Source organism: Corynebacterium sp. TUM25015 (assembly GCF_056393505.1).
The window spans coordinates 182,343-199,719 of the sequence record NZ_CM150783.1; the positions used below are offsets into that span (position 1 = coordinate 182,343).

18 protein-coding genes are annotated in these 17,377 nt (G+C 56.7%); 3 read left to right on the forward strand and 15 right to left on the reverse strand.

All coding sequences use genetic code 11. The features are described from left to right. Nucleotides 1-104: 104 nt before the first annotated feature. The 3 genes from manB to AC06DS_RS00870 all read right to left on the reverse strand — a co-directional run bounded on the left by manB (nt 105) and on the right by AC06DS_RS00870 (nt 2,968). On the reverse strand, nt 105-1,187 hold the full coding sequence (gene manB, locus AC06DS_RS00860) for a mannose-1-phosphate guanylyltransferase (protein ID WP_293790779.1): 1,083 nt from the start codon (nt 1,185-1,187) through the stop codon (nt 105-107). Nucleotides 1,188-1,262: 75 nt separating this feature from the next. Next, complete coding sequence (locus tag AC06DS_RS00865) at nt 1,263-2,132, reverse strand: glycosyltransferase family 2 protein (protein ID WP_477100744.1); 870 nt, start codon at nt 2,130-2,132, stop codon at nt 1,263-1,265. 11 nt (nt 2,133-2,143) lie between these two features. Then, on the reverse strand, nt 2,144-2,968 hold the full coding sequence (locus AC06DS_RS00870) for an SDR family oxidoreductase (RefSeq protein WP_477100745.1): 825 nt from the start codon (nt 2,966-2,968) through the stop codon (nt 2,144-2,146). A 47-nt stretch (nt 2,969-3,015) separates the two neighbouring features. On the opposite strand from AC06DS_RS00870, the gene AC06DS_RS00875 reads away from it, so the two are divergent. Further along, complete coding sequence (locus tag AC06DS_RS00875; protein WP_448308298.1) at nt 3,016-4,701, forward strand: LCP family protein; 1,686 nt, start codon at nt 3,016-3,018, stop codon at nt 4,699-4,701. After that, nucleotides 4,701-5,282 carry a TIGR03089 family protein gene (locus AC06DS_RS00880; protein WP_448308297.1) on the forward strand — a complete coding sequence of 194 codons (582 nt, stop codon included), beginning with the start codon at nt 4,701-4,703 and terminating at the stop codon, nt 5,280-5,282. The genes AC06DS_RS00875 and AC06DS_RS00880 overlap by 1 nt, the downstream gene beginning before the upstream one ends. Here the strand turns inward: AC06DS_RS00880 and AC06DS_RS00885 are convergent. The 5 genes from AC06DS_RS00885 to AC06DS_RS00905 are packed head-to-tail and all read right to left on the reverse strand — an operon-like array spanning nt 5,275 to nt 8,967. Then, a complete protein-coding gene (locus tag AC06DS_RS00885; protein WP_477100746.1) occupies nt 5,275-6,009 on the reverse strand; it encodes an ABC transporter permease in 735 nt (244 codons plus the stop codon). The two genes, AC06DS_RS00880 and AC06DS_RS00885, sit on opposite strands and share 8 nt — an antisense overlap. 2 nt (nt 6,010-6,011) lie before the next feature. Beyond that, complete coding sequence (locus AC06DS_RS00890; RefSeq protein WP_293790773.1) at nt 6,012-6,941, reverse strand: ATP-binding cassette domain-containing protein; 930 nt, start codon at nt 6,939-6,941, stop codon at nt 6,012-6,014. Between the two features lie 19 nt (nt 6,942-6,960). Continuing rightward, a complete protein-coding gene (locus AC06DS_RS00895; protein ID WP_296213009.1) occupies nt 6,961-7,701 on the reverse strand; it encodes an ABC transporter permease in 741 nt (246 codons plus the stop codon). 25 nt (nt 7,702-7,726) lie between these two features. Then, complete coding sequence (locus AC06DS_RS00900; protein ID WP_296213163.1) at nt 7,727-8,662, reverse strand: ABC transporter ATP-binding protein; 936 nt, start codon at nt 8,660-8,662, stop codon at nt 7,727-7,729. A gap of 59 nt (nt 8,663-8,721) precedes the next feature. After that, nucleotides 8,722-8,967 (reverse strand): hypothetical protein, encoded by a 246-nt coding sequence (locus AC06DS_RS00905; RefSeq protein WP_476727917.1) that lies wholly within the window; start codon nt 8,965-8,967, stop codon nt 8,722-8,724. A 16-nt stretch (nt 8,968-8,983) separates the two neighbouring features. Between AC06DS_RS00905 and AC06DS_RS00910 the strand changes: the two genes are divergently transcribed. Beyond that, entirely contained in the window at nt 8,984-9,892 is a 909-nt protein-coding gene (locus AC06DS_RS00910) for a DUF3515 domain-containing protein (RefSeq protein WP_296213006.1), read from the forward strand. 45 nt (nt 9,893-9,937) lie between these two features. Here AC06DS_RS00910 and AC06DS_RS00915 read toward each other — a convergent pair whose 3' ends face one another. From AC06DS_RS00915 to AC06DS_RS00945, 7 genes are all read right to left on the reverse strand, one after another. After that, nucleotides 9,938-10,822 (reverse strand): helix-turn-helix domain-containing protein, encoded by an 885-nt coding sequence (locus AC06DS_RS00915; RefSeq protein WP_296213004.1) that lies wholly within the window; start codon nt 10,820-10,822, stop codon nt 9,938-9,940. Between the two features lie 23 nt (nt 10,823-10,845). Then, nucleotides 10,846-12,177, reverse strand: a complete 1,332-nt coding sequence (locus AC06DS_RS00920) for an MFS transporter (RefSeq protein ID WP_477100747.1) — start codon at nt 12,175-12,177, stop codon at nt 10,846-10,848. Between the two features lie 8 nt (nt 12,178-12,185). Then, complete coding sequence (locus tag AC06DS_RS00925; RefSeq protein ID WP_434828374.1) at nt 12,186-13,397, reverse strand: cytochrome P450, cyclodipeptide synthase-associated; 1,212 nt, start codon at nt 13,395-13,397, stop codon at nt 12,186-12,188. Continuing rightward, nucleotides 13,390-14,040: a tRNA-dependent cyclodipeptide synthase gene (locus AC06DS_RS00930; RefSeq protein WP_434828373.1), complete on the reverse strand. Its 651-nt coding sequence runs from the start codon at nt 14,038-14,040 to the stop codon at nt 13,390-13,392. The genes AC06DS_RS00925 and AC06DS_RS00930 overlap by 8 nt, the downstream gene beginning before the upstream one ends. A 283-nt stretch (nt 14,041-14,323) precedes the next feature. Then, nucleotides 14,324-15,289, reverse strand: a complete 966-nt coding sequence (locus AC06DS_RS00935; protein WP_477100748.1) for an HNH endonuclease signature motif containing protein — start codon at nt 15,287-15,289, stop codon at nt 14,324-14,326. Between the two features lie 204 nt (nt 15,290-15,493). Continuing rightward, a complete protein-coding gene (locus tag AC06DS_RS00940; protein WP_296212992.1) occupies nt 15,494-16,171 on the reverse strand; it encodes a response regulator in 678 nt (225 codons plus the stop codon). Beyond that, a complete protein-coding gene (locus tag AC06DS_RS00945) occupies nt 16,172-17,371 on the reverse strand; it encodes a sensor histidine kinase (RefSeq protein WP_477100749.1) in 1,200 nt (399 codons plus the stop codon). Nucleotides 17,372-17,377: the final 6 nt, after the last annotated feature.

Below are 17,377 nucleotides of genomic sequence, written 5' to 3' on the forward strand. Positions count from 1 at the left end.
CAACATGTGTACATTTTCTTGAACCTTTAGTTCAGGACGCACTAGATGTAGTGAATTTTCTCTAAATTTTTTCTTTGGGCGCAAAAACGCCCGTAAATCGTGTTTTAGATGTCAGAACTAAAGCGCACGCCGCCATCTGGCAGGGTCACTCCCGGCCACACGCGCAGTCCATCACGCAGCTCACAACGAGCACCGATCACGGCTCCTTCGCCGATCACGCAGTCCACCAGGTGAGCTCGCGCACCAATGCGCACGCCCGCACCGATCACACAACGCTCCACCGTCGCGCCCGCTTCGATCTGTACTCCATCGAAGATCACGGACTCCTCCACACGCGCGCCGCCTCCGACCTCGACGCCACGGCCAATCACGGTTCCACCCAGCAGCAGGGCACCACCAGCGATGGCGCTGGACTCGTCCACTAGACTTTCGCCGTGGCGTCCATCTAGCAGCGGCGAGGGGGCAATACCGCGCACGAGATCAGAGGAGCCGCGCACGAAGTCGGCGGGCGTACCCATGTCGCGCCAGTAGGCCTGGTCAACGTGACCAAATACGCGGGCACCAGCTTCCAACAGGCCCGGGAATACTTCACGCTCCACACTCACCGGGCGGCCAGCGGGAATCTTCTCGATCACGGAGCGGTTGAAGACGTAGCTACCAGCGTTGATCTGATCCGTCGGCGGATCCTCTGTCTTCTCCAGGAAAGCACTGACACGGCCGTCAGCGTCGGTGGGCACACATCCGAAGGCTCGGGGATCAGACACTCGCAACAGATGCAGAGTTACATCAGCTTCCTGCTCCACGTGGGTCTTCAAAACGGCCTGCAGGTCGGTTCCTCCAAGAACGTCGCCATTAAAGACCATTGCCCGGTCGTAGCGCAGGTGATCCAGCACGTTGCGGATGCCGCCACCGGTTCCCAGCGGTTCTTCCTCCACTACGTATTCGATCTCGAGTCCCAAGTGGCTTCCGTCGCCGAAGTGCTCCTCAAAAACCTCGGCTTTAAAGGAGGTTCCCAGCACGACGTGAGTCATACCGGCCTCCTTGATGCGGGCCAGCAGGTGCTCCAGGAACGGCGCGCCCGCCACCGGCAGCATCGGCTTCGGGATGGAGTTAGTCAGGGGGCGTAGTCGGGTCCCCTTGCCGCCGACCAGGATCACTGCGTCGGTGGTGGCTGCGAGATCTACCACTTCTATGGCCTTTCTATTCCTTGCTGCTTTTTGCTACTGGTTTTCACACACTAGTCACTGTTTGCGCTCTGCAAGTCAGCCCACGCCGTGCGCCGCCGCAATTGCAATCTTCTCGCGGATTTTCAGCCCCGCTTTAAGGACTAACCGCACGGGCAGATTGCGCCACCCCGGCAGACGGTCGGCTTGAAATCGATAGGCACTGTCATGGTGCGCCTTGAGTACAACATCTGGGTGCTTGCCCGCTGCGTGCCCTTTGGCATGACGAATCTCCGCGCTGGGGACAAAGACATTCAACCAGCCAGCACGTCCGAGTCGATCCCCCAAGTCGACGTCTTCCATATACATGAAGTAGCGCTCGTCGAACCCTCCCAGCGCCTCAAATGCATCCCAACGCAACAGCAGGCACGAACCACTCAGCCAACCTGCGGTTCTCTCACTTTCCATGTCTTCGTCGTCCAGGTAGCGCTTCGTCCACGGGTTTGTCGGCCACATCTTGCCCAGGAGTGCATGGCCGATACCGGAACCGAGTTGTGGCACCGCACGCGCTGATGGGTAGGCACTGCCGTCTGCCTCTACAATGCGGGGCCCCAACGAGCCTGCTCGAGGATGACGCCGCGCCGCCTCCAAAAGCTCATCGATGGCGCCGTCGCTAAACACCACATCCGGGTTGGAAATCACAAGGTAGTCTGGGTTGATCTTTCCAGCCTCGCGGGCGGCGCGGAGGTGTCGAGCGCCGAGATTCATACCCGCCCCATATCCAATATTTCCGCCGCTGTAGAGCAGCTCGGCTTTCCCAGCCTCCGCTGCAGCCTCGGGCGCCCCGTCTGTAGATCCATTGTCGACCATGACTACCCGAGAGTTGGCTGGTACCGAATCGAGGAATTTGGTCAGGTACTCCCCCGGTGAATAAGTCACGGTGATGATCGCGATGGGTGCCTCTGTCATGGCCGTTGAGGTTACCCCAGGGTGGCTCGCAAACTGTCCCGCCACGCGGGCAGTCCGTTCGCTGGAATCTGCAGCGTACTATTCTGCGGGCGCCTGGCCGGAGTCGGGTAATCGCTGCTCGGAATGGCCTTGACCCGGCGCGAGTCGTGGCCAAGTGTGGCGAAGATCTCGCGCGCGAAACCACACCAGGTGGTCACTGGACCTGAGCCAGTTACATGGCTAATGGCCGGGGTTTGTCGCCCTTCCACCATCGCAATGAGCTCGGCCGCTAACACATCGGCATGGGTGGGCCTGCCATATTGATCATCAACAACCGACGGATTCACTCCGGAGCGCGCGAGGCGAACCATCGTAGTGAAGAAGTTTGGGCTCTGCGCGTCATACACCCAGCCCGTGCGCACTACATGCCCGCCAAGGTTTAGCACACGCCGCTCCCCTTCCAATTTGCTGCGACCATAGGCGTTCAGCGGACCGGGTTGACCATCGACGGGATTCTCCCAGCCCATCGGAAGGTCTCCCGCAAACACATAATCGGTGGAGACATGCCACATCGGCACCCCGTGTACCTGCGCCCACGAGGCGATTCGCCCCGGAGCCACTGCATTGATTCGGCGCACCTGTTCCGCATTTTCGGGCTTTTCAGCCGCATCAACCGCTGTGAATGCAGCGAGATTGACGATGGCTTGCACCGGAGATGGTGGCGTCAAAAGGAAAGAATCCACAGACCCTGCCACCGCTAGATCCGCCTGTGTGCGACCGACCGGCACGAAGTCGGGGCGGAGGCGCAGCAGGGCGCGGCCTACTTGTCCGGAAGCTCCGAAAACCAAAACACTCATAAAATCAGTACTACACCAGTGGCTAATTAGCCGCTAAAGTGTGAACAATGACAGAGCATGAGAGAAGCCGGCACTCCCGGCGCATCCAGGCAGCTCCCGGCGAGGCGGAAGCCAAGCAGATTGGCTCCGGAATCTCCCGTGGCGTGCTGGCTGCGGTCTCGGCGCTCGCGCTGGCCGTAATGGGCATTGGTTACATGACCGTCGGCAACCTGAACGATGGGCTGGCTCAGGCAGATAACCTTAACCTCGGCAACCAGGCGGACGGTGCGACCGATATTTTGCTGGTCGGCGTGGACTCCCGCACGGACGCTAAGGGTAACCCGCTCTCCCAGAAGGAGATCGACATGCTGCGCGCGGGTGAGGAAGATGTCACGAATACCGACACCATGATCCTGATTCGCATCCCGAATGACGGTTCCTCAGCCACCGCGGTCTCGTTGCCGCGAGATACGTACGTGAGCACCCGCGATTACGGCAACATGAAACTCAATGGTGTCTACGGCACAGCGAAGTTCGAAAAGACACAAGAGCTCACCAAGGACAGCTCCGACAAGGATGCCGATAGCAAGAAGCCCGAAATCGAGAAGAAATCAACCGAAGCCGGACGTCAGGCTTTGATCAGTTCGGTTGCGGATCTCACCGGCATTACTGTGGATCGCTACGCCGAGGTTGGCCTGTTGGGCTTCGTGCTCCTGACAGACGCAGTCGGCGGGGTGGATGTTTGCCTTAAAAATAAGGTCGACGAGCCACTTTCTGGCGCGAAGTTCAAGGCCGGGCGCCAGACCCTCAACGGACAGAATGCGCTCAGCTTTGTCCGCCAACGCCACGAGCTGCCACGCGGCGACTTGGACCGCATCACCCGCCAGCAGGCCTATATGGCCAGCCTGGCCAGCAAGGTACTTTCCTCTAAGACGCTGACGGATCCGGGCAGCATGTCCAAGCTCAACGATGCGGTGCAGCGTTCCGTCGTGCTGGATAGTGGCTGGGATGTCATGGGTCTGGCCACCCAGATGCAAAACATGGCTGGCGGCGACGTTAGCTTCCAAACCATCCCCGTGACCAGTATCGACGGCACGGGAGACTATGGCGAATCAGTCGTTACGGTCGATACCGAGCAGGTTCACGGCTTCTTTGAAGAGCTGTTGGGCGACAAGCCTGGCGAGGACAAGACCACCTCCGATAAGCCAGCTGATATCACCGACTACAAGGCCAAGGATTACAAGGTCAACGTTTTCAACGCCTCCGAGCAGACGGGACTGGCCGGCCGCGTGGCGGATCTGACTAAGCAGTACGGCTACAAGTCCGGCAAGGTGGGAAATCACCCGGAGACTGGCGTATCCGAGTCGCAGGTAAACGCCAAGAATCCCGATGATCCTGCAGCCCGCGCGCTGGCCAAGCAGCTCGGTGGGCTGCATGTGGTGAAGGATTCCTCGCTGGATGAGCACGAGCTCTCCGTCACCCTATCCGGCACCTATGCCGGCCCGGGCATACTGGAGCAATCCGCTCCTCTGACCAAGCCGGATGACCCCACAGTCGGCACCTTGACCGAAGGCATCAAGGACCTCGATGGCGACGGCATTCCCGATGACGAGAGCACGTCCTCGACCGGCACTGACAGTACAGGCTCCTCCGCTAAGAAATCCTCCACCGTCGGCACCCCGGGCTCCGGCGAGGGTACCGACCGAAAGGATCCGATCGACGCCAGCGGCGACGGTCCGATGTGCGTGAACTAATGGATATTATTGCTCCCCTCGTAGCCCAGGATCCCGCCTCCCCGCGCCTGACCACTTACACCCCTTCAGGCCGCATGGAGCTATCCGCGCAGACCCTGCACAATTGGCAGTCAAAAGCCGCCAACCTGCTGGATTCTCTCGCCCCAAGTTCCGTCGGTATTGCCTGCGCCCCGGGCTGGCAGCCACTCATGGTTGTTCTGGGATGTTGGCGAACCGACGTTCCTATTATTGACGCCGACTCTTGCGACGTGCTTTTCACCGACGACCTCAGCCTAGCGGAGGCCCACTCGGGCGAGGTTTTCTTGCTCTCCGACGATCCTTTTGGCCGTGGCGTAGAAGAGTCCGGCGGCGAATTGCCCTTCGGCGTAAATGATTTCTCCCCCGAGTTGCGCGTGCAGCCCGATGCTTACCCCGGCCCGGTGGCCGCCCCCGCCCCGGCGGGTCCACGAGTGCTAGTTCCGGCATGGACCGATACCCAGTCGATGCTGGATACACTAAAGCCGCTGCGAGACGGCGGGTCGGTAGTGATGGCCACCGAGCCGACAGCCGAGATCGCAGCGGCTGAGAACGCGATTATTTAACGTCTCTGCGCTGGTGGACGAGGAAAGCCCAGGCCACTAGAACCACTGTCCAGGCAGCCACGATAGCAATACTGACTGGGGTATCGTGCGCCCCTACGGAAACGTTGCCGCCCAGCACCATCCAAATGTTGTTAAACGGCAAGTATGGCGCGATGTTGTCGGCAATCCATTGGCTGAGCTGTTGAGAGATCAGCTCCACCGCAGTGGCCCACACCAGCGGCAGCGCTACCGCGCCGGCCGGGGAGGGAATCAACACGCCGATCGCCGATGCCATCAAACTGACAAGCCCGGCGAATAGAACCGTCCACCCGAGTAGAGGCAGCTGCTCGGTGTTCATCTTCTGCGGGAGGGTGGCCGCCATCGCCAGCGATACGCCCACCGCCACAACCATGGTCACCACCGCCAGGGCGGCATTGACGAACATCTGCGCAAAGAGCTGCTGCCAACGCGCGGGGATCACCAGGAAGGATTGCGCGTGCAGATTGTGCCCTCGGGTGCCGCTGACCCTCACCGCGGAGAGCGACAGGATCATCAGGTAGGCCGGTAGTAGGCCCACGCCCAGCTCCGCCAAGTTCACCTCGGGCTCGTTGGCTCCGTACTCGGATCTGTAGTAGCTCAGGGTCAAGACGTTGGCGCCCACGTAGAACAGCAGGACGAAGCCCAACATGATCCAGGTGCCCCACATCGCGCGCGAGCGCGTCCATTCGCTGCGGATAACTCCTAGCATTCTTAGCTTCTCCTCCCCTGGGTCTTGTACTCCACTGCCTGCCCGGTCGCGTCCAGGAACTTTTGCTCCAAACCGGCGCGCTGGGGTGCCATTTCCAGAACCACAGCACCGGTATCGCGTGCCAGTTCGCCGAGGCGTCGGTCCAGGTCGGGAGCTTCGGAGGCGAACTCCAGAGAGCCGTCGGGCTGCTGGGTGAGGTTGATGCCATCCAAGCGCGAGGCGGCGTCGATAAAAGCATTGGAATCGGCGACGCGCATCCGGATGGTGGGCTGGGTACCCGAACGGAGGAACTCGTCCATTGTGTATTCGCCGATGAGGGAGCCCTTGCCGATGACGACCAAGCGGTCGGCGGTGAGCTCCATTTCGTGCAGGAGGTGGGAGCTGACCAGCACGGCGCGCCCCTCGGACGCGTTGCGACGAATGAGCTCGCGCATCCAGTGCACGCCCTCGGGGTCGAGTCCGTTGACCGGTTCGTCGAGGATGAGATGCTTCGGGTTACCCAGCAGAGCCACTGCCAGGCCGAGGCGCTGCTTCATACCGAGGGAGAACTTCTTGATCTTGCGCTTCTGTACCCCTGTCAGGCCGACTTGCTCCAGGCACTCGTCGGCGCGGGACTGCGAGATCCCCGCCGCCTGAGCAATGGAGCGGATGTGCGTCCGGGCGGAATGGCCCGGCATGTACCAGGTGGGTTCGAGAAGAGCGCCAGCGATGTGAGGTCGCTGGGCGCGGTAGGCATGCAGAGGTTGGCCGTCGAAAGTGACCTCTCCCCTGCCAATCGTATCGAGCCCCAGAATGCAGCGCATCGTTGAGGACTTTCCGGAACCATTCGGCCCCAGAAAGCCTGTGACCTGGCCATCTGGGACAGAAAAAGTGAGCCCATGGAGAACCTCCGTGGACCCATACTTTTTAGTTAATTCTTTGACTGCGATCATGCCGTCAGGCTATCAAATCTTATTTCACATCTCGCACCTTGTTGCTGTACAGACCCAGTGCCAGCAGGACGACCATCCAGGCGATGAGCACAACGAATCCGGAGGTAGGAGAAGCCATTCCGGCATGGTCCGTCGAAACGACCCACGACTGCATGTCTTGGACGCGGTTACCCGGGGACAGCTGGTACAGCGTCTTGAGGAAGGGGATTTTCTCGCTGCCCGCGTACAGCAGCCCCTCGACCACCAGCATCCACACCAGCGGCAGCGCGATGGCACCCACTCGATTGCGCAGCAGTGCCGCGATTCCTACAGTCATAACAGCCAGCGCCGGGGCGGCCACCACATAGCCCCAGAGAACCAGCGAGTTTTCACCAGTAAAGTGCCCCGCCGGAGTGACGGTAGCCACCAGCCAGCTCAGCGCTGCGCCCAGCAGGAAGTTCAGCTCCGTGAATGCTGCTACCACCAGTGCACGCGCCAGCAGCCAAGAACTGCGGCTCTTTTGCGTTAGGAAAGAGTGGGCCGTCATGTGGTTATTAATATCGCCACCGGTGGTCGAGGCACCGAATACGCAGGCGATCATCAGGAAGATCATTCCGCCAATCAGCAGATCAGGCCAGTCTGCGTCAATCTGCGGAGAATCGTTGAAAAGCATATACAGCGTGGTCGGGCCATAGATCGAGCCTGTGAACAAGATTACGTAGATCCAGGTGCTGCGGAGGCTCAGCAGCTTCGTGATCTCGGAGGAAATTGCCTTAAACATTGTGGTTCTCTTTCTGTTGTTTGGCCTAGTGGCTGCGGTATTCCTGCTGTCCTGCCGTCGCGGCGAGGAAGCGCTGTTCCAGGTTTTCTGCCGTGGTTGCGAGCTTGGTTACCGCGAATTTTTCCTTCAGCGCCGTTGCTGCGATCGCCGCGCGTACCTCGTGCTCGGGCATGTTGTTGACGCCCACTCGCAGCGTCCGATCCCGCTCCAGATCGACCTGGAAGCCATGGGCACGCAGGCTTTCTGCGAGCAGAACTGCTTCCTTGCATTCGACCTCTACGTGGGCGCCCCCGGCGAGGAAGTCGTCCAAGGTTTGCTCTCCGATGAGCTTGCCCTGGCCGATAAGGACTAGGCGGTCGGCGGTTTGCTGCATCTCGCTGAGGAGGTGGGAGCTTACAAGCAGGCTGCGTCCGTCGTCGGCAAGCTGGCGAATGATGCGTCGCATCCAGGACACTCCCTCTGGGTCGAGGCCATTGACCGGCTCGTCGAGGATCAAGTGCTGCGGGTTGCCGAGGAGGGCTGCGGCCAGGCCAAGGCGCTGTTTCATGCCCAGAGAGTAGCCGCTGACCTTCTTTTTGCCGGCACTTGTGAGGCCGACCATGTCGAGGCATTCGTCGACGCGCTTGTCGGGGATACCCGCGCCCTTAGCGATGACGCGTAGGTGATTGCGGCCGCTGCGGGCCGGGGTGAACCAACCGGCGTCGAGGACGGCACCAGCGATGCTGGACTTGTTATTAAGCCCTGCGAACTCGCCGGCGTACCCCTTGCCGCTGAAGGTCACCTTGCCGGCGCTCGGCTTGTCAAGGCCAAGCATGCAGCGCATGGTGGTGGACTTGCCCGCACCGTTGGGGCCGAGGAAGCCAGTCACCTGCCCGTCCGGGACAGTGAATGAAAGGTCGTTGACTACAGTTTTCTTGCCGTATCTCTTGCTGAGGTTTTCCACGATGATCATGGTTTCCATGGTTCCGCCCGAGGCGGGGATTCTACATCGGACGGTGGACTGATCTTTCATGTCCTACCTCAGTACGACGGGCCGCCACCTCTTTCCTCTATCGCTTGGTGATATTCCGCAAGTGCCCGGGTCTTGCGAACGCTTCGTTGGGCGAAGGTCTCACGTCCCAGCGGCCCTTCCGCTTCGGTGATCACGCTGTGACCGTCTCCGTGGGAAGTCCACACCTCATGCCCATCGGGGTGCAGTGCAACGTCCCAACTACCAGCGGTCTTTAAGTTGTGGTGTTTGCTGCACAGCAAGTGCAGGTTCTTCATCTTTCTGGCGTTAGCGTTGGGCGTAATCTTCGTTGTGGGGGTGCTCGGTGGCGCGAAGGTCATCAGCGACCGCAACACATACTCCACCGTGACGATGGGACCAGTGGATGCCCCGCAGGCAGATTCACCCCAGTGCCGCGATATTTCCGCAGCTTTCCCGGATAAAGCCTCCGGTTTCCGGAAGGTCGATGTGCGCGAACCAGCCCCGGCGGGCGCGACTGCATATCGCAATGAACAAGCCGTGGAGCTGACGATTCGCTGCGGTGTTAATGCCCCCGATCAATTCACCCAAGCCAGCATCACCGAGGATCACGAGGGTACCCAATGGCTGCCGATCAAGGATGCCACTCCTGGTTCGAACCTCAGCACCTATTACACTGTGGGCGCCGGACCTGTGTTAGCGATTACCTCTGAGGCTGATTTCAGCGGTGCCCTCGATGATTTCTCGTCTGCCATTGCTTCGCATACCGACGCCGCCGCGGCTCCAGAACGCAAGCCTTACCCTATGTCCACGCAGCAACCCGCGAAGCAGGCCAATGAGAAGGTCTGCCGGGAGTTCTTGAGCACGCTTCCGGATAAGCTCGGCGATTATTCCCGCGTGGGTTCTGACGATCCGGCGGCGGCCCAAGCCCCGGCCCTTTCGGCAACATATCGCGCGGATCGCCGCGAACCTGTTGTGGTGCGTTGTGGGCTCGATATGCCCAATGGGTACAAGGCTGGGGAACGCCTGACTTCCGTCAACGACGTGCCATGGTTCGCGGAACCGAACCTAGCACAAGGCTCCACCAGTGGAAACTGGTTCGGCCTAGGCCGGGAGCAGATCGTGGGTATTTCCATGCCAGGTGCTCAAGAGGACAATTCGACCATCACGGAGGTCAGTAAGGCGATGGTGAAGACGATGAAGAAGACGGAGGATTTAAAGTAAAAAAAAATTTCAATCAACGTCTGGGTGAGATTCTCCTTGTTCACATCACATCATCCGGTCGAAAATCTCCCCAACTAGCCTATCTTCTCCAGACACGGCATTAAGGATCTCCTGTGTATCGTGCCGGCTGATTCCTGGAGTGCTACATAATTTTTCCAACAGAATAAATGCTCTATCCCGTGTACTTCGAGCTCTAGCTACGGTTGGCAGGTTGGATCGCTCCGCAGCGTTAATTCCCAAAAGGAACCACGTTGTGTAGGTAATTTCCTTTGGCTTCACGGATCGAATAACTTCAATGCTTGCCAGCGGCATGTTTTCACACACCAAGACAGCTACTGCGATCTCTACCGCCTTCTGACGAAGAACTTGTGGCGCATCCGGAGTAATTTTCAAGGTATTGACTAGAGATTCAAGCTGTGCCCGTGCCGGATTCTCACGTAGCACCACGAGCGATCTAAATAACTCCATGGTTTCCAGAGCCACCGGGGAGGAATCTGTAAGAGGATCGGCTTCGAGTCGATCAACTAAAACGTTTCCAAAGCTCTGCCCGCTCCACGGATCAACACAATTCAACAAGCTACGCGCCAACTGCAACCAGTTCGCGATCGGTGAGCGTGGAGCCGTGGAGCAATCATCAAAAGTGCTGCAATTTTCAACCCCTGCAGAAATTACTTCTGCGAATCTGTCAGGTGACTCAGCAAACCGGGTATCGAACCCAAGCCCAGTGAGAACGGAAACGTCAATACCAAGGCGGTTCGCAAGCGACCAAATTGCATCTTCCGGAGGTAAATGCACGCCGGCTTCCCACCGCGAAATGGCGCTAGCGGAACAAATACCTTCGGCGAGTGCATTTTGGGAAAGCCCCCTATCCAACCGGGCATGCCTCAACCGGCGCCCGAATTCGGCACCGGTAGAACTGTGATCTTCCATGGAGCCAATCTAGGCCATCCGCTTCAAACTTTCGACTGTCGTTGATTGATCACCAAGATAAGTGATGCGAGCGCACCGGCGAATGCCATAACTGCGGTCAATACACCCAAACCAATAGCCGATCCACTCCAGACTCCCACCGCAGCAGCTCCCAGGGCGCCACCCAATTGCAGCATCAATCTCGTATGAGCTCCCACAACTCCCGCGTCATCAGCAGTCACGACTTCATATGCCGCTGAGAGCGCCATTAGGGTGCATCCGCCAATGCCAAGTCCTCTAATTAGAGCGCTTAAGAACAAGACCACCAATTGCACAGCGGACCACTGTGTCACCAGCTGTATCCCAACAGTTCCAATAGCGCTGAGAATAAGACCGGCGGCAATCACCTGGAAAGGATTAACAGCTTTCCACGGGCCTTTGATCAGTGAACGAACAGCCCATGCACCTACACCTTGAACAGCAAGCACACATCCGGCACACCATGCAGGCTTACCAAGATCTGTTTGAATGTGAAGAGAAGTCGATAAAAGAGTTCCATAAAAGACTAAGCCGACTAAAAAACAAAGCATCATCGCTATCGCGAAGCGGATATTTTTAAAAATCGCGACATCAAGTAAAGGAGCAGACGCTTTTAAATCCATGTAGCAAAATAGAGATAAAAACGATACCGATAAAACAAAGACCATCGAGAGCCAGCCGACTGTCATGGACCCAATACTGGAAATGCACCAAAGAAGCCCGACCATGCCAGCAAGCGCAGCAGCCGCTTGTTTTATACCTATTGGCACACGGCTTCCGTAGGACTTCGGTAATTCAATATTGGCGAGCAACAAAGCTGTCAAACCTAGTGGAATGTTCACTATAAACATTGGTCTCCACCCGATTGTTTCAACCAAAACTCCACCAAAAAGCGGGCCAAAGGCTGGTGTAATTACAGCAGGCAGCCCGATCGTCGCTAGAACCGCGCGCATTCCATCTTTACCAACTAACTCCACCGCTATATTCTGTACAGCAGGCATAATGAATCCGCAGGCTGCGCCTTGGACTATCCGGGCGATGACGAAAATAGCCACGCTAGTACTACAACCGACAGCCGTAGAGGCGACCACGAAGACCACGACAGAAGCTATCCAAATACGCCTACTCCCAAAACGACGTAACAACGTTGTTGATAAAACTATCCCCGCCGTGGCGGCGAGCATATAGGTAGAGATTCCTAGTTGGGCCGAAGCTTCACTAACGCCGAAATCGGCGCTAATTGATGGCAAAAGAACATTGACTAAACTCGAATCAAGCAGCGGCAGTATGGTGGCCAATAAGAGTGCGACAGTTATGCGACCGTTTAAGTAATTCATCCCACCAATCACCCCCCAACCTTTTCTAAGCAAAGCCGGATAGGTCCACGTGTATAGAGCCCAGCTTCCACAAGCGAGTGTGGAACAAGCTGCCACTGATCCAAATACGGAATTGAAGATTCTAGCGCAGCCAACAACTGTCGTTTCGCAAGCATTGAACCAATACAGAAATGAACACCGGAACCAAATGCAAGATGTTTCGCTGACGGCGTAAAGGCGCTTCTAGGCACACCTTCCACTCTATTCGGGAGAAAAGTGGCAGGATCATTGTATTTTGCCGGATCGCGATGTGCAGCTCCAATTAGACAATAGACTGTATCTCCCTTCTTAATTCTGTAGTTAGAAATTTTCACATCATTGACGGCAACTCGGGGAATTATCTGAACTGGAGGATGCAACCTTAGAACTTCCGATAAAATCGCTTCACAAAACTTTTTGTCGGATTGCACCCTGGCCAAGCAATCTGGGTTTCGTAGCAACTCAAAGATAGAGTAGGCTAAAGTTTTATCGAGAGGCTCGGAGGCTGCTAAAAATATATTTAATGCTAGAGCAACTATCTCCGTGTCGCTTACCCCTTCTCTATACCCCCGTACAGCAAGAAAGCTGATCAAGTCATGACGGGGAGCCTTTCTTCTCGCTTCTATCATCTTTAACATGAAGTGACGAAAAAGTTTTGCGTCAGCTAGTTGCTTTGTTCGTGCCGTAGCCGGCTGCTGTAATAAAGTAATAAACTTAACAATGCTTCTATTCCAAGGAACAATCTGCGCTTTCCATTGTTCATCAATACCGAGTAGTTGGCAGGTAACATCATGAGCGAAAGGCGCAGCCAGTTTGTTAACGATATCTACCTCCTTAAATTCCCCTAACCCCTCCCACAAATGATTAACTTTTTCTCTTACAATAGGTAGATAGTAACCATCAAGGGCAATCTGCGCCAAGCCTCTCATAGCAATCGCTTTTTTCTCGTAATGTTCTTTTCCCGTCATCTGCGCTAAAACACGATCACCTAACACAGGTTCCGCCCTTGTTGCCAAATGGTCTGTACTGAAATTCGAGTCATCATTCAAAATTTTATGGACATAATCGAAACATAAAACGCACCATGAGCTCGCTTTATCATCCCAATATATATCTCCGTACTTTCTCATTTTCTCATAAATCGAATAGGGATCATCTGTGGTTGATAAGCTAAAAAGAGAAGGTTGGTTGTGCTTAATCATCGATTAGCTCCTTTTCGAAATCGATAACAATAAACGAGCTATTTGGATCCCGGCCCAGTGACGTCAGACCTGATTCTATTAACTTCCCTATTGGCCATTCTGTTGGATATCCCAATGCAGCTGTTTCATATTCAAAGAGATCACTGCAGTGAGTGTAGGCGGGTAGCTCGTCAAATATGTATTTGACTGCAGTTTCTATATCTGGCTCGATATTCACGTTTGTTACCCTCAGTCTTGACTGACATGCAGCTCTACTCATAGCACGACAAGCATCCTGAAAAAGCTGGTTGTTCTGAAATTCAGCTATCACACTGCGCCGTCTGCATTGATAACTTTGCGTTTGAAGGTAGTCAGAAATCAGTACCGGCTTGCCACGTCCTAACTTTATCCCTGATATTTCAAGGGCATGCTCAACGTTGCGCATGTCACGATTACATTGCTGACGCACCTTTCTCTTTGCCCTTCCTAGTGGCGTACCTGTCGACGTAAGCAGCGACATGGAAATTTCCCCAGGATGAAGTACATCTACGGTGCTAAATCTTTCTGCACCCCATTGAAAAGCCGAAGATAGCCACTCTGGTGTGAAACGTGGGTTAAACGGACTAACGCCAACGATCAAGTGCTCTTGTTTAGATTCTCCCATTTAGTTCCTTAGTCAGTAGATGTTAATACCGACCATTAGAACACCGGGATGGAACTAATTTCAGACCGTGCAGCCTCCCCATCGCACGTTATGAATCGTGCCTGATCAAGAAGTTTCTATTAGGAACTTTTTAAGAGAATCTTGCAGCGAGCTCCCCCCCCCCATTACGTTGTTAGCAGTTCCACCTCAGGGCACCGAAGATTCATAGCCTGTCCACCCGATTGGGCGGGTTATGTTTAATTCCGTTCCCTCCGTCTGAAAGGACAGTGACATACTCAAACTGCTAATAGGAACCTGACCCAGCCCAGGTGGTATGAGGTCTCACAGTAATGTGGTTCGAAGTTGACGTCGGACCACTGCCGAATCGGCGAACGTGATCGTACTGGCATTTGTATGCCGGCACGTCGCATCCTGGGAATCGACAGTGCAGGTCACGGCCAGCAACCGCCGCCTTGATGCTCTCCGTTGGCGCATAGCCTTTACACTCTGCATACCCCGGCGCGGACAGGTGCGTCACGCGCTGCAGCCAGGTTTTGGAAGCGGAGCGGTTCAGCCAGTGGTCCTCCCCTAGCACCGCGCCGTCATTCGCCGGATCGTGGTAAAGGTTCAGCGTCACCGATACATCGGCCTTATCCGTGATTAGTCGCACGATTGCCTCCGGCTGTGAACAGTCGTATTTGGCGGCGGTGGCGCGCACGATCTTGTCGATCTCAATTCCCTGCATTCGCGTGACTCGCAGCGTAAACGTGGTGTACTCCGGGTCTCGACAATCCACGCCGAGGCCTGGCTCCATCACAGTGGCCTCATCCCTAGGTATGACATCACGATCGACCTCCTGCAAAATCTTGGAGATGCGGTTGTGGATCGTCCGCGGCGAGGGGATGTGCTGGTTAGGACGTGTGGGCGTCAATACCTCAAGAACCTTCTGTTCCACCATCGCGCGATCGTCGGGCGACACTGCGAGAAGATCTTGCGCTACTCGCAGCACATGGCGAGAAGTGAAACACCCCCGGCTAAAGAGCTCGGTGAGGTGCGGGTAATCACGCAACACAAAGGCGGCTTCAGCCCAGGACTCCGCCACCCCGGCCGATATTCCCAGCCGCACGGCAAGGCGGGTGCAGAAATCGGGCACCAGATCCTGCCCGTCCGGCGCACATGCCATGATCAGATGAAATTGCTGCTGATTAAGCTGCCGCGCCGCGACCGTCAGCGAATCCGACGAGGTAGCTATACGAAACGATGGTGGCAAGGTGGGATCTTTTGTGTGCATGGTACTCCCCTAAGTACAGCGCTGGCGGTGTGGTGCCGCCGCCAGACTTCCTAGAACAATATTAGAACACACAAACAAACCGAGTCAATAGAGATCCAAAACTTTTTTCTTTTTTAACGACGCCAACGGCTCAAACAGTACGAATACCAGTAAAGCTAAAGTGCAGGTTTTAGATAATATGTTCTAACCCTCTAGAAGATCATCTGCGTGCACCAAATGATGCTTGAAAGCAAAAAGCACCGCGTGGACACGATCCCTCGAGTGAGTCTTCATCAACACTCGCCCAACATGCGTCTTGACGGTGGGGAGCGAGATATAGAGCTTGTCGGCAATCTCTTGGTTGCTATATCCCAGGCCAATAAGCTGTAGGATCTCCAGTTCCCGCGGAGTAAGAGGATCAGGCAAGTCGAGCTCTACAGACTCACGGCGCTGTGGGGTCTGCGCCATGCGGATAGTACGCAACAGGCGCGCGGTCGCTTTTGGACTAATGACCGCTGCGGACTCACCCACCGTGCGAACGGCGGAGATGAGATCCTCGGGGTCGGTGTCCTTGAGGAGGAAACCGCTGGCCCCGGCCTCCACTGCGCCGAGGACATAGTTGTCGTTATCAAAGGTGGTCAGCACGATCACGCGCGCGCCGGTACCGCCGGCGACAACCTGGCGGGTAGCCTCAATGCCATCCATCCGAGGCATCTGCACATCCATGAGGATGATGTCCACGGGATCCGATTCGGCCAGCTCGCAAGCTTCCCGCCCATCAGCAGCTTGCCAGGCGACAGTTATATCGTCCTGCGAATCCAATACCAGGCCAAAACCGGCACGCACCAACTGCTGGTCGTCGGCCAATCCAACGCTAATCACTTAATCCTCCTTCGCAAAAGGTACCGTCGCGGTCACGTTCCACCCTCCGGGGTACACCGCGGAAGCACCCCATTTGGCCTCGCCACCGTGGATCGCCACGCGCTGGCGGACGCCGGTCAGACCGCGGCCGGAGCCTTCGATCCGGTCATCGCCCGGCGCGTTATCCACGCTAATTGTCACCCGGGCGGGCTCCCACTCCAGCCGCACTTGCGCGGGCACAGATCCCGCATGTTTCAGAACATTGGTAAGGGATTCCTGCACAATGCGATAAACACTCAAGTCGCGGACCTCATCCAACTGACGTGGTTCACCAGTGACGTGCAGCTCCACCTGAACGCCACTGCGCTTTGCATCCGCTACTAGGTCGGGAATACCGGCCACCCCAGGGGTGACGGCAGTAGAACGCGGCGAAGGGGCGTCATCATGAAGAACAGAAAGAAGTTCGCGCATCTGAGTCAAGGCAGAGCGACCGCGCGCGGCGATGGTGTCGAGAGCCTCGATAGCCTTGGCGGGATCCTTGCGCCCCGCATAGCGACCACCGTCCGCCTGCGCAATGACGACAGTGAGGGAATGCGCGACGATGTCGTGCAACTCGCGGGCGATGCGGTTGCGCTCGCTGACGGTGGCGAGCTCGACGCGTGCAGCCAGCGCCTCCACAGCCCGATCCCGACGCAAAGAGTAGCGGCCAGCCAGCCACATCAGGGCGACGGTCACGACGGTGAGCAGGATAATTAGCCCCCAGAATAGCCAGAACTCGGCGGTCCGAAAGTCTACGCCGACCCCATTGGTGCCCGCGTTGTAGAAAGTCCCCCACACCATCGCGAAAAAGGACCCGAACAGCAACAACGCCAGCCAAAACCTGCGACGCAGCGTCAACTTCGCAGAAATAAAGTAAGCCTCGTAGGCCACAACCAGGTAGCCGAGAGGCCACACCAGCATCGCAGACGCAGCGAAAATAAACATACCGAGCGCCACGACTGCCACGCCGGGCTCGGGCCGAAACCTCTGCAGAAGCAGGCCGATGAAGCTGGTGATCAGCCCAACGAATGCAAGCACGACCTGCCAGGTGGAGCTAACCATCCCGCTACCGAATGTCGCACCGACACCGAGGAAGAGGTATAGGAAGCCCGCGATGGATACGAACACCCACCAGGAGGCATCCCGCCACCACACTGGGCGAGGAACTGCTTCATAAGACATGTATGA